Raw genomic sequence first — 12,194 nt, forward strand, 5'->3', positions numbered from 1 at the left:
ATAAGTGTCATACTTGTCATGGTAGTTTAATGGTGTGAATGATAGCGAGAGGGCAAGTTTATGCTTACACGTTACATGGGGATGTCCCCGAAGAGTCAGAGTTATTTATTCACTTTTGGTTTAGCGCTGTGTTTACTAGCGATGGTGCTAACTGATATGTGGTTACCGATTGTAGCAGGATCGTTCGTTCTTACTGGATTGACAGTAGAAGCGTGGATTCGTGTCGCTCACATCATTCCTATGCATGAAGAGATGCGGGCAATGAAGAAACAACTTAACAAGCTCCAATCAGAAGTTCGCACACTCGAATACGACGAATAAACAAACGGCAGCCAATATAGGCTGCCGTTTTTAGTTCGACCAGATTATTCCAATCCTTTCTTGATCAGGTACTGATACGGAACTTGCTCCGTTTGCGCCGCAACTAATTGGTGGTCCATAAAGCGGCAGAAACTCGGAATGTCTCGAGTCGTGGATGGATCGTCTGCTTTGACCAGCAAAATCTCACCATCTTGCATGTTGCGAATTGTCTTCCTGACCATCATCACTGGCTCTGGGCAGCGCAGTCCTTCCGCCTCTAATGTCTTGTTTGCCAGTTCAGGATTAAAGCTCATAGTGTGATTCTCGTAACTAACTGAGCGTTGAATTTTACTTTCGTTGAAAAAATATTCAATAACCACTTGGCAAACCGAATTTTTTGTTTTACCTTGAATTAACAATTTGGTAACAACTGGCAAGGGAGAGGCAATGTTAACAGCGTTAGACAGACTTACGATTTACTCAGTGCTGTGTTTTATCTCGTTTTGTGCATTGGTACTCAGGACGCCAGCTGACACCTCTTTGACGCCTCTTGTAGGCATGGTTGCCACTATTATTGGGATTTGGATCGAGATGCGCAGATGGTCTGGTGCATCTGAGCAAGAAAATTAGCGCTTCTTGCTTGGATCAGAATGCTTTTAATAACGCTCACCTATTTTTTACCGACACTTCATTCCGACACTATCCCCATTTTTCTTGGGCTTCCCCGCTGAAAGGCGGGATTTTTTTTGCCTAAAGAGTACAATTTACCCAAACACATACAAAATAAGTGGCTAATTCGTGGAACTGGAAGACATCTATCGCCGAGATTTAAATTTACTGGTTGCGTTGCGAGTACTGATAGAAGAAAACAGTGTCAGTAAGGCGGCAACACGTCTGAACTTGAGTCAATCGGCAATGAGTCGTGTGCTTGGTCGTCTGCGTGACTTATTGGGAGATCCGCTGTTTACTCGTCAGGGACAGCATTTGATCCCAACTCAGAAAGCGTTAGAGATCGATCGCTCATTGGGCGAGCCATTAGAGTCTTTACGTCAGTTGTTATCTCCGGTTGAGTTTGACCCATTGCAATGCGTGCAGACTTTCAACATCGTGACCACCGACTATGCCATGCAAACGATCTTACCGTTCGCTTTGCCGAGAATTTACCAAGAAGCGCCGAATGTGTCGTTTAACTTCTTGCCACTGCAACACGACCGCTTATCTGATCAATTAACATATGAAGGTGCAGACTTAGCGATTTGTCGCCCGACAGGCCCAGTGGAGCCTCTACGCAGTGAAGTGTTGGGGCGAGTGGGGGTGCTGTGTATGCTTTCAAAACAGCATCCATTAGCGGATAAAGAAATGAGCTTGGATGATTATCTGAGTCATCCACATGCCATGATCGCCATCAGTGATGGTGTTAAGGCACTGATCGAACAAGCTTTGATGGAGAAACCTAAGCGTAAAATGGTTCTGCGGGCTTATCATTTAGAAGCCGCATTGGCGATCATGGATACCTTGCCAATTATCATCACAGTGCCAGCGGACTTGGCGTATCTGGTTGCCGAGCGTTATGACTTGGTGGTGAAACCGTTACCATTCCAATTCACGCCGTTTGAATACTCGATGATTTGGCATGCGCGTTGCGAGCATTCTCCCGCTCAAGAATGGTTAAGAACGATTGTGCGTGAAGAGTGTAGCCGTCTGATAGCTAAACGTATCGAAGATATGGGACTGAACTGCTAACAAAAAAGAGCCAGCAATGCCGGCTCTTCGTCTGTTTACACTGAGTCAGTGTTTATAGCTTGATAACCACACGACCCGTTACTTGACCGTTGGTGATGTCTTCTGCATATTTCGGTGCTTCAGCAAGAGCAACTTCAGTACACGCTTGCTCGAAGTAGCTGTCTGGTAGTAGCTCGACCAGCTTTTCCCATGCAGCGATACGTTTCTCTGTTGGGCACATTACTGAGTCCACACCTTGTAGGCGAACATTACGTAGGATGAACGGCATCACTGTGGTTGGTAGATCAAAACCACCTGCAAGACCACAAGCTGCAACTGCACTGTTGTAATCCATTTGCGCCAATACTTTAGCCAGTACTTTGCTGCCTACAGTATCAACCGCACCTGCCCATACTTGCTTTTCAAGTGGACGTGCTGGTTCTTCAAATTCAGTACGGTCGATGATGCGGCTAGCACCTAGTTTTTCAAGTAGCGGGCCATTTTTTTCTACACGACCTGTCACTGCAGCAACTTTGTAGCCAAGCTGTGCTAGAAGCGTTACTGCGACTGAGCCTACACCGCCACTTGCGCCAGTTACAAGGATTTCACCATTTTCAGGTTTGATGCCTGCATCAAGCAGTGCTTGAACACATAGCATGCCTGTGAAACCAGCAGTACCAACCATCATTGCTTTCTTGCTATCTAGACCTTTTGGTAGTGGTACTAGCCAATCTGCTTTTAGACGAGCACGCTGAGACATACCACCCCAGTGGTTTTCACCCACGCCCCAGCCAGTAAGGACAACTTTGTCACCAGCTTGGTAGCGGTCGTCTTCTGAGCTTACTACCGTACCTGCTAAGTCAATACCTGGCACCATCGGGAAGTTACGGATGATTTTACCTTTACCTGTGATCGCAAGGCCGTCTTTGTAGTTTAACGATGAGTAATCAACGTCAATCAGAACGTCGCCTTCAGGCAGTTGTGTTTCATCGATTTGCTCGATGTTAGCGATAGTACGTTTGTCTTCTTGATTTAGAACTAGAGCATTAAACATAAGGTTCTCCGATTGTGCGGTAGCATGACTCTGGGTCACATGCAGCAAGATATCAACTGGTCTAAGTGTATGTCTTCTTTGTCTATGAATAAAATGAAACTTGAGCATTTAATGTATGCTCTTCATGCATGTTTGATGTAAAACAAAAAGGGCGACATCAATTGTCGCCCTTAAGTGTAATACTAAAAATTTTAGTACTAGTTCATTTGCTTATGATTGTTGGCTCGATCACTACAACAACGTCTTGAACTGTTATGGTCGTTCAAATACTGTCGCAATGCCCTGACCCAAACCGATACACATGGTGGCCAGACCGTATTTCGCGTCTTTCGCTTCCATTAGGTTGATCAACGTTGTTGAGATACGTGAACCAGAACAGCCTAGTGGATGACCCAATGCTATCGCACCACCGTTAAGGTTGACCTTCTCATCCATAACATCAAGCAGGCCTAAGTCTTTAGCACACGGCAGAGACTGCGCGGCAAATGCTTCGTTTAGCTCAACCACATCCATGTCTTCAATTGAAAGACCGGCACGCTTGAGCGCTTTTTTCGTCGCAGGTACAGGACCGTAACCCATAATAGAAGGATCGCAGCCCGCAATGGCCATGCCTTTAATACGTGCACGAATCTTCAAGCCAAGTTCATTAGCTTTCTCTTCACTCATGATCAACATCGCTGATGCACCATCGGACAGAGCCGATGATGTACCGGCTGTTACTGTACCGTTTGCAGGGTCGAACACTGGGCGAAGTTGAGATAGACCTTCAACGGATGTTTCAGGGCGAATCACTTCATCGTAATCTAGAGTGAACAGGGTGCCGTCAGCGGCGTGGCCTTCAATTGGTAGAATTTCGTTTTTAAAACGACCCTCTACGGTTGCTGCGTGCGCACGAGCGTGAGAGCGAGCGGCAAACTCGTCTTGTTGCTCACGGCTAATGCCATGTAATTTACCAAGCATTTCAGCCGTTAAGCCCATCATGCCCGCAGCTTTTGCTACGTTCTTTGACATACCTGGGTGAAAGTCTACACCGTGGTTCATTGGCACATGCCCCATGTGCTCAACGCCACCAATTAGGCAGATTTCAGCATCGCCAGTCATGATGGCACGTGTACCGTCGTGAAGCGCTTGCATTGATGAACCACACAAGCGGTTCACCGTCACGGCGCCAATTTCAATCGGCAGGCCCGCGAGTAGCGCGGCATTACGTGCAACGTTAAAGCCTTGCTCTAGTGTTTGCTGTACACAGCCCCAGTAGATGTCTTCAATCTCGCTTGGGTTCACTTGTGGGTTACGCGCAAGAATGCCTTTCATTAGGCGCGCAGATAGATCTTCTGCTCGTGTATGACGGAAAGCACCACCTTTAGAGCGACCCATTGGAGTACGTAGACAATCGACTACGACAACATTTCTTGTTTGATTAGTCATTTTAGAATCCCTCCTTAGATAGAACCTTGCTGTTGTGCACCGTAAAAGCTTTCACCTTTCGCCGCCATATCAATCAGCATTTGCGGTACTTGGTACATCGCACCTAGCTCGGCGTGTTGTTTTGCCATTTCAACGTATTCAGCAATACCCACGCTGTCTAGATAGCGGAATACGCCACCGCGGAATGGAGGGAAACCAAGACCATAAACCAATGCCATATCTGCTTCCTGCGGAGTCGCGATGATGCCTTCTTGTAGGCACAGCACCACTTCGTTGATCATTGGAATCATCATACGTTGAATGATGGTCTGATCGTCAAAGTCCTGCTTATCGGCACAAACGTCAGCAAGTACCGGTAAGATCGCTTCGGAGAAGGTTTTCTTCGGCTTACCTTTTTTATCTATGGTGTAGCTGTAGAAGCCATTACCATTTTTCTGACCATATTTGTCTGCTTCGAACAGTGCATCAATCGCATCACGACCTTGTTTACCCATACGCTCAGGGAAACCGTCAGCCATCACAGCTTGTGCGTGGTGCGCGGTATCAATGCCGACTACGTCAAGCAAGTACGCCGGTCCCATCGGCCAGCCAAACTTACGCTCCATGACTTTGTCGATTTTCGTAAAGTCAGCACCATCACGAAGTAGCATGCTGAAGCCGCCAAAGTATGGGAACAATACGCGGTTAACGAAGAACCCTGGGCAGTCATTAACGACAATTGGTGATTTGCCCATTTTTGCAGCATACGCCACAACACGATTGATGGTTTCATCAGAGGTGTGCTCACCACGGATGATCTCAACAAGAGGCATACGATGCACTGGGTTGAAGAAGTGCATACCACAGAAGTTTTCTGGGCGTTTTAGTGATTTTGCCAATAGGTTGATAGGAATCGTCGAGGTGTTTGAGGTGATAACGGTGTCGTCACCGACATGGGATTCAACTTCACTTAAAACTGCTGCTTTTACTTTCGGGTTTTCAACGACAGCTTCAACAACCACATCAGAGTTTTCAATACCTGCGTAATGTAAGCTCGGTGTGATTGACGCTAAAATACCCGCCATCTTAAAGCCATCAATGCGACCGCGAGATAAGCGTTTATTCAGCAGCTTAGATGCTTCAGTCATGCCTAGGTCGAGCGACGCTTGTGCGATGTCTTTCATCAAGACTGGCACACCTTTTAGCGCTGATTGGTAAGCAATGCCGCCACCCATGATACCTGCACCTAATACGGCTGCACGTTGCGTGTCTTTACTTGCTGACTTCGCTGCTTTTTTCGCAATGCCTTTGATGTATTGATCATTAAGGAATAGGCCAACGAGTGATTTTGCTTCTTCCGATTTAGCCAATTTCACGAAGTGCTTACGTTCAATGTCTAACGCTTCATTACGTGCAAAGCGAGCACCTTCTTCAATCGTGATAACGGCTGTCATTGGGGCAGGGTAGTGAGGACCTGCTTTTTGTGCCACCAGACCCTTCGCCATGGTGAAGCTCATCATTGATTCAAGCTTACTCAGCGTTAGCGGAGATGTTTTCTGTGCTCGGCGTGCTTGCCAGTCAAGTTTCTCGTTAATTGCAGAGTTAAGAGTTTGTAGTGCTGATTCGTATAAAGCATCAGTCTCTACAACTGCATCGAGTAAGCCAATTTTCAATGCTTCATCAGCTCGGCATGCTTTACCTTGGGTGATGATTTCCATTGCGCTGTCTGCGCCAATAACGCGAGGTAAGCGTACACAACCACCAAAGCCTGGCATGATTCCCAGTTTCGTTTCTGGTAGGCCGATGCTGGTGGTTTTGTCACCAATACGCATGTCTGTTGCTAGCACACATTCACAACCGCCACCAAGAGCGTGGCCTTTGATCACTGAAATGGTCGGAACGGGTAAGTCTTCTAATTTGTTAAAGATGCTATTAGCAAATTGCAGCCATTGGTCGAGCTCGGCATCCGTTTTAGCAAACAGACCTAAAAACTCGGTAATGTCTGCGCCTACAATGAATGCGTCTTTATCTGAAGTGAGCAACAACCCCTTGAGGCCTTGATGGGCAATGAGCGCATCAAGAGCTTTATCTAGCGATTCCAATGTCGCTAGGTCGAGTTTGTTGACGGATTTTGGAGAGCAGAAGCTTAGCTCTGCAATACCATCTTGTATTTCCTTTACCTGTAGGGTTTCGGCTTGGTAAATCATTGTCTATCTCCATGACATACAATCGTGGATTGTCTGTATACCTATTTCAACGACGCCGTGTACCTCGGCAAATAGGTATCGAGGAAGTCGTTTTATTTTTGTTCTGGTTTGACCAGTAAAGTTAGTTTGGATCGTGGATTGTCTAATTTCAATACATTTTTTAAACAAGTGTTTAACATTGTGCGCTGTGGCAGATCTTATGCGACGGGTAAATCACACTCGTGATAGACTTCAGGCAAATAGACCTGAATCCATAATCCTATGAATGACAAGCCTTATCTGATTCCAGCAGAGCCCGCTCAATTTGAAGAAGAAATTAAAAAGAGCGTCTTCATTACTTATTTGGCACACACGCCAAGTATCGAAGCAGCAAAAGCATTTGTTGATCAAATCAAAGCTAAACACGCTGATGCCAGACATAACTGTTGGGGCTTTGTTGCTGGTCGCCCGGAAGATTCAATGAAATGGGGCTTTAGTGATGATGGGGAGCCGTCCGGAACAGCAGGCAAACCAATCCTGGCGCAGCTGTCTGGATCTGGGGTGGGGGAGATCACGGCTGTGGTCACGCGATACTCTGGTGGAATCAAGTTAGGTACAGGCGGCTTGGTTAAAGCGTATGGGGGTGGGGTTCAACAAGCGCTCAAGCTGCTTCAAACTATTGAGAAAAAAATAACCACAAAGCTCAGACTAACGTTAGACTATGGGTTTATGCCGATCGCACAATCAATCATGCCGCAATTTGGTGCGATAGAAGTCGAGGCTGAATACAGCGATCAGGTCGTATTAGTGGTGGAAATTGAGCTTCGAGAAGTGAGCGCGTTTACCCAAGCAATCATCAATAAAAGCGGGGCAAAGGCAATTGTCACTCCGCTAGACGGACAATAATGAAAAACAGGAAGCAACAGGGACAGCTTCGCTAGTCAATTTATCCATGCAATTTCGTTCAATTATTCGAATCGTCGGGCTACTGCTCGCACTCTTTAGTGTCACTATGCTTGCGCCAGCACTCGTTGCGCTGATCTATCGAGATGGTGCTGGTGTGCCTTTTGTCACGACATTTTTTGTTCTGCTGTTTTGTGGGGCCGTTTGTTGGTACCCAAACCGCAGGTATAAGCACGAGCTTAAAGCTCGAGATGGCTTTCTTATTGTCGTCTTATTCTGGACAGTACTTGGCAGTGCAGGCTCGATCCCCTTTCTCATTGCTGACAATCCGAACGTCTCAGTGACAGATGCGTTTTTTGAATCGTTTTCTGCTCTCACGACGACCGGGGCGACCGTTATTGTTGGTTTGGATGAGTTACCTAAAGCGATTCTATTCTATCGACAGTTACTGCAGTGGTTCGGCGGTATGGGAATCATCGTATTAGCGGTGGCGATTTTGCCAGTACTTGGCATCGGTGGTATGCAGCTTTACCGCGCCGAGATCCCAGGTCCAGTCAAGGATACTAAAGTGACGCCGCGCATAGCAGAAACTGCTAAGGCGCTTTGGTACATCTATTTGAGTCTGACTATCGCCTGTGCTTCGGCTTTTTGGTTAGCTGGTATGACGCCATTTGATGCCATCAGTCACAGCTTTTCCACCATTGCCATTGGTGGCTTCTCTACCCACGATGCCAGCATCGGATACTTTGATAGTTACGCGATTAACCTGATTACGGTGGTTTTTCTGCTTATATCTGCATGTAATTACACACTGCACTTTGCTGCATTTGCATCAGGTGGCGTACATCCCAAGTATTACTGGAAAGATCCTGAGTTTCGCGCCTTCTTGTTTATTCAAGTGCTGCTATTTATCATTTGCTTTCTATTATTACTGAAACATCACTCTTACACATCGACATACGATGCTTTCGATCAGGCTCTGTTCCAAACCGTATCAATATCCACAACAGCGGGCTTTACGACAACAGGTTTTGCGGATTGGCCGCTCTTCTTACCTGTGCTGTTATTGTTCTCTTCCTTTATAGGTGGTTGTGCTGGTTCAACAGGCGGCGGCATGAAAGTGATCCGTATCCTGCTTCTTACCTTACAAGGTGCGCGTGAACTAAAACGTTTAGTCCATCCACGCGCGGTTTACACCATCAAAGTAGGTGGCAGTGCCCTACCGCAACGTGTTGTCGATGCGGTTTGGGGCTTCTTCTCCGCATACGCATTGGTATTTGTGGTTTGTATGTTGGGGTTGATTGCAACAGGAATGGATGAGCTCAGTGCGTTCTCGGCGGTGGCTGCGACTCTGAACAACCTCGGTCCTGGCTTGGGAGAAGTAGCGCTGCACTTTGGTGATGTTAACGACAAAGCAAAATGGGTATTGATAGTTTCTATGCTGTTTGGTCGTTTGGAAATCTTTACCTTACTTATTCTACTTACGCCGACGTTTTGGCGTAGCTAAGGGGAAATCGTGGCAAAAGCATTATTTCTATACTCTTCCCGCGAAGGGCAGACTAAAAAAATTCTCCACTATATAGATGAACAACTTCCAGACTTCGATTGTGAGCTGGTGGATTTACATAATGTCGAGACGATTGACTTCAGCCAATACGACAGAGTATTGATAGGCGCCTCTATTCGCTATGGCCATCTTAATAAAAAGCTATACCAGTTTATTGAGCGAAACCTCAATCAATTGGAGCAAAATAAAGTGGCATTTTTCTGCGTAAACCTAACCGCTCGTAAAGAGGACCAAGGAAAGGATACACCTGAAGGTAGTGCTTACATTCGCAAGTTCCTAATTAAGTCGCCTTGGAAACCAACGCTAATCGGTGTTTTTGCTGGTGCACTTTATTACCCACGTTACAGCTGGTTCGACAGAACTATGATTAGGTTCATTATGTCGATGACGGGTGGCGAAACTGATACGACCAAAGAGGTGGAGTACACCAATTGGGAAAAAGTGGCTCTTTTCGCAGATAAATTCAGAGAACTGTAGAAATAACGTGCTCTTTTGACCGCTTTTGATGCAAATTTATCCGAACGATAAAAAAATCAAAAAAAACGAGAAAAAGGGCTTGCCAATGTGATCGCAATCTCTATAATGCCACCTCGCTGACACGGCAACGCTTCGAAGCTTAAGTTTCGAAAGTAAGAAGCCAAGTTAGCAAGCCAAATTAGCCAAGCGGAAACGCTTGAAGAAAGTTTGAAAAAGTGATTGACACTAAACTTTAACTCGCTAAAATGGCCGTCCTGTTTTGAGCAAAGCTCAACAGGAAAGCTCTTTAACAATATAGACCTATCAATCTGTGTGGGCACTCGTTGATGATAATCCAATTAGAAGCTTCGGCTTCAAATTAGGTTTCAATGAAACGAAGTGACCATTGAATCGAAAGATTCAGCACAGTCAATTCAAACATTACTTATGTAATGTTCAGTATTCATTGAGCCAAACAAAATCTTAAATTGAAGAGTTTGATCATGGCTCAGATTGAACGCTGGCGGCAGGCCTAACACATGCAAGTCGAGCGGAAACGAGTTATCTGAACCTTCGGGGAACGATAACGGCGTCGAGCGGCGGACGGGTGAGTAATGCCTAGGAAATTGCCCTGATGTGGGGGATAACCATTGGAAACGATGGCTAATACCGCATGATGCCTACGGGCCAAAGAGGGGGACCTTCGGGCCTCTCGCGTCAGGATATGCCTAGGTGGGATTAGCTAGTTGGTGAGGTAAGGGCTCACCAAGGCGACGATCCCTAGCTGGTCTGAGAGGATGATCAGCCACACTGGAACTGAGACACGGTCCAGACTCCTACGGGAGGCAGCAGTGGGGAATATTGCACAATGGGCGCAAGCCTGATGCAGCCATGCCGCGTGTGTGAAGAAGGCCTTCGGGTTGTAAAGCACTTTCAGTCGTGAGGAAGGTGGTAGTGTTAATAGCACTATCATTTGACGTTAGCGACAGAAGAAGCACCGGCTAACTCCGTGCCAGCAGCCGCGGTAATACGGAGGGTGCGAGCGTTAATCGGAATTACTGGGCGTAAAGCGCATGCAGGTGGTTTGTTAAGTCAGATGTGAAAGCCCGGGGCTCAACCTCGGAATAGCATTTGAAACTGGCAGACTAGAGTACTGTAGAGGGGGGTAGAATTTCAGGTGTAGCGGTGAAATGCGTAGAGATCTGAAGGAATACCGGTGGCGAAGGCGGCCCCCTGGACAGATACTGACACTCAGATGCGAAAGCGTGGGGAGCAAACAGGATTAGATACCCTGGTAGTCCACGCCGTAAACGATGTCTACTTGGAGGTTGTGGCCTTGAGCCGTGGCTTTCGGAGCTAACGCGTTAAGTAGACCGCCTGGGGAGTACGGTCGCAAGATTAAAACTCAAATGAATTGACGGGGGCCCGCACAAGCGGTGGAGCATGTGGTTTAATTCGATGCAACGCGAAGAACCTTACCTACTCTTGACATCCAGAGAACTTTCCAGAGATGGATTGGTGCCTTCGGGAACTCTGAGACAGGTGCTGCATGGCTGTCGTCAGCTCGTGTTGTGAAATGTTGGGTTAAGTCCCGCAACGAGCGCAACCCTTATCCTTGTTTGCCAGCGAGTAATGTCGGGAACTCCAGGGAGACTGCCGGTGATAAACCGGAGGAAGGTGGGGACGACGTCAAGTCATCATGGCCCTTACGAGTAGGGCTACACACGTGCTACAATGGCGCATACAGAGGGCGGCCAACTTGCGAGAGTGAGCGAATCCCAAAAAGTGCGTCGTAGTCCGGATTGGAGTCTGCAACTCGACTCCATGAAGTCGGAATCGCTAGTAATCGTGGATCAGAATGCCACGGTGAATACGTTCCCGGGCCTTGTACACACCGCCCGTCACACCATGGGAGTGGGCTGCAAAAGAAGTAGGTAGTTTAACCTTCGGGGGGACGCTTACCACTTTGTGGTTCATGACTGGGGTGAAGTCGTAACAAGGTAGCGCTAGGGGAACCTGGCGCTGGATCACCTCCTTATACGATGATTATTGCGATGAGTGTTCACACAGATTGATACGGTTTATGAAGTTTAAGAGATAGAACATCCCCCAAGATGTTCACTTAGTGTCCCGTTCGTCTAGAGGCCTAGGACACCGCCCTTTCACGGCGGTAACAGGGGTTCGACTCCCCTACGGGATACCATTGGGTCGTTAGCTCAGTTGGTAGAGCAGTTGACTTTTAATCAATTGGTCGCAGGTTCGAATCCTGCACGACCCACCATTTCCTTCCACGGAAATCAAAACAATGTGGGCGATTAGCTCAGTTGGGAGAGCACCTGCCTTACAAGCAGGGGGTCACTGGTTCGAGCCCGGTATCGCCCACCATTCTCTAAGTATTTTTGGAATAAAACGTCCAAACCAGAACAAGCAATTGATACTGGTTGGTATTTTTGATTCTGAAAGTCTTTAGAAAATGTAACTTCCTTGTGAAGCAACATAGCTCTTTAACAATTTGGAAAGCTGACAAAACAATCTTTAAGATTGTTTGTAAAGTTCTCAATGTTTGTCTTTAAGACAAACACCAAAAAACACATTCAAG

Annotated in this window: 10 protein-coding genes, 3 tRNA genes and 1 rRNA gene; 10 read left to right on the forward strand and 4 right to left on the reverse strand. The window is 46.9% G+C overall.

The window, feature by feature from the left end; all coding sequences use genetic code 11:
* Positions 1 to 60: 60 nt before the first annotated feature.
* Complete coding sequence (locus tag H9L11_RS06945) at positions 61 to 321, forward strand: hypothetical protein (protein WP_005378878.1); 261 nt, start codon at positions 61 to 63, stop codon at positions 319 to 321.
* Between the two features lie 44 nt (positions 322 to 365).
* Here the strand turns inward: H9L11_RS06945 and tusA are convergent, their stop codons facing one another.
* On the reverse strand, positions 366 to 614 hold the full coding sequence (gene tusA / locus H9L11_RS06950; protein WP_005378879.1) for a sulfurtransferase TusA: 249 nt from the start codon (positions 612 to 614) through the stop codon (positions 366 to 368).
* A 133-nt stretch (positions 615 to 747) separates the two neighbouring features.
* Here tusA and H9L11_RS06955 point away from each other — a divergent pair, with 133 nt between their 5' ends.
* A complete protein-coding gene (locus H9L11_RS06955; protein WP_005378880.1) occupies positions 748 to 930 on the forward strand; it encodes a hypothetical protein in 183 nt (60 codons plus the stop codon).
* A gap of 168 nt (positions 931 to 1,098) precedes the next feature.
* On the forward strand, positions 1,099 to 2,043 hold the full coding sequence (locus H9L11_RS06960) for a LysR substrate-binding domain-containing protein (protein ID WP_005378881.1): 945 nt from the start codon (positions 1,099 to 1,101) through the stop codon (positions 2,041 to 2,043).
* Positions 2,044 to 2,095: 52 nt separating this feature from the next.
* On the opposite strand, the gene H9L11_RS06965 is transcribed toward H9L11_RS06960, so the two are convergent.
* The 3 genes from H9L11_RS06965 to fadB all read right to left on the reverse strand — a co-directional run bounded on the left by H9L11_RS06965 (position 2,096) and on the right by fadB (position 6,690).
* Positions 2,096 to 3,076: an MDR family oxidoreductase gene (locus H9L11_RS06965; protein ID WP_005378882.1), complete on the reverse strand. Its 981-nt coding sequence runs from the start codon at positions 3,074 to 3,076 to the stop codon at positions 2,096 to 2,098.
* 252 nt (positions 3,077 to 3,328) lie between these two features.
* Positions 3,329 to 4,504 carry an acetyl-CoA C-acyltransferase FadA gene (fadA, locus tag H9L11_RS06970; protein ID WP_006743176.1) on the reverse strand — a complete coding sequence of 392 codons (1,176 nt, stop codon included), beginning with the start codon at positions 4,502 to 4,504 and terminating at the stop codon, positions 3,329 to 3,331.
* 14 nt (positions 4,505 to 4,518) lie between these two features.
* Positions 4,519 to 6,690: a fatty acid oxidation complex subunit alpha FadB gene (gene fadB / locus H9L11_RS06975; protein ID WP_053304063.1), complete on the reverse strand. Its 2,172-nt coding sequence runs from the start codon at positions 6,688 to 6,690 to the stop codon at positions 4,519 to 4,521.
* Positions 6,691 to 6,951: 261 nt separating this feature from the next.
* Here fadB and H9L11_RS06980 point away from each other — a divergent pair, with 261 nt between their 5' ends.
* The 7 genes from H9L11_RS06980 (at position 6,952) to H9L11_RS07010 (ending at position 11,980) form a co-directional block, all read left to right on the forward strand.
* Complete coding sequence (locus H9L11_RS06980) at positions 6,952 to 7,575, forward strand: YigZ family protein (RefSeq protein ID WP_005378891.1); 624 nt, start codon at positions 6,952 to 6,954, stop codon at positions 7,573 to 7,575.
* A 46-nt stretch (positions 7,576 to 7,621) separates the two neighbouring features.
* Complete coding sequence (locus H9L11_RS06985; protein ID WP_005378893.1) at positions 7,622 to 9,079, forward strand: TrkH family potassium uptake protein; 1,458 nt, start codon at positions 7,622 to 7,624, stop codon at positions 9,077 to 9,079.
* Positions 9,080 to 9,088: 9 nt separating this feature from the next.
* Positions 9,089 to 9,616, forward strand: coding sequence for a menaquinone-dependent protoporphyrinogen IX dehydrogenase (hemG, locus tag H9L11_RS06990; protein WP_005378894.1), 528 nt, complete (start codon positions 9,089 to 9,091; stop codon positions 9,614 to 9,616).
* A gap of 464 nt (positions 9,617 to 10,080) precedes the next feature.
* A 16S ribosomal RNA gene (locus H9L11_RS06995) occupies positions 10,081 to 11,633 on the forward strand.
* An 89-nt stretch (positions 11,634 to 11,722) separates the two neighbouring features.
* Positions 11,723 to 11,798: transfer RNA gene (locus tag H9L11_RS07000), tRNA-Glu, on the forward strand.
* A gap of 2 nt (positions 11,799 to 11,800) precedes the next feature.
* A tRNA-Lys gene (locus tag H9L11_RS07005) sits at positions 11,801 to 11,876 on the forward strand.
* 28 nt (positions 11,877 to 11,904) lie between these two features.
* Positions 11,905 to 11,980, forward strand: a tRNA-Val gene (locus H9L11_RS07010).
* Positions 11,981 to 12,194 lie beyond the last annotated feature (214 nt).

Source organism: Vibrio sp. sp1 (genome assembly GCF_016920955.1).
In the GTDB taxonomy this organism is placed as follows: Bacteria; Pseudomonadota; Gammaproteobacteria; order Enterobacterales; family Vibrionaceae; genus Vibrio; species Vibrio alginolyticus.

What these genes read in the sequence shown, in the direction of transcription:
- H9L11_RS06945 (WP_005378878.1), top strand. Translation starts at nt 61, where the DNA reads ATGCTTACACGTTACATGGGGATGTCCCCGAAGAGTCAGAGTTATTTA.
- tusA (WP_005378879.1), bottom strand. Translation starts at nt 614, where the DNA reads ATGAGCTTTAATCCTGAACTGGCAAACAAGACATTAGAGGCGGAAGGA.
- H9L11_RS06955 (WP_005378880.1), top strand. Translation starts at nt 748, where the DNA reads ATGTTAACAGCGTTAGACAGACTTACGATTTACTCAGTGCTGTGTTTT.
- H9L11_RS06965 (WP_005378882.1), bottom strand. Translation starts at nt 3,076, where the DNA reads ATGTTTAATGCTCTAGTTCTAAATCAAGAAGACAAACGTACTATCGCT.
- fadA (WP_006743176.1), bottom strand. Translation starts at nt 4,504, where the DNA reads ATGACTAATCAAACAAGAAATGTTGTCGTAGTCGATTGTCTACGTACT.
- fadB (WP_053304063.1), bottom strand. Translation starts at nt 6,690, where the DNA reads ATGATTTACCAAGCCGAAACCCTACAGGTAAAGGAAATACAAGATGGT.
- H9L11_RS06980 (WP_005378891.1), top strand. Translation starts at nt 6,952, where the DNA reads ATGAATGACAAGCCTTATCTGATTCCAGCAGAGCCCGCTCAATTTGAA.
- H9L11_RS06985 (WP_005378893.1), top strand. Translation starts at nt 7,622, where the DNA reads ATGCAATTTCGTTCAATTATTCGAATCGTCGGGCTACTGCTCGCACTC.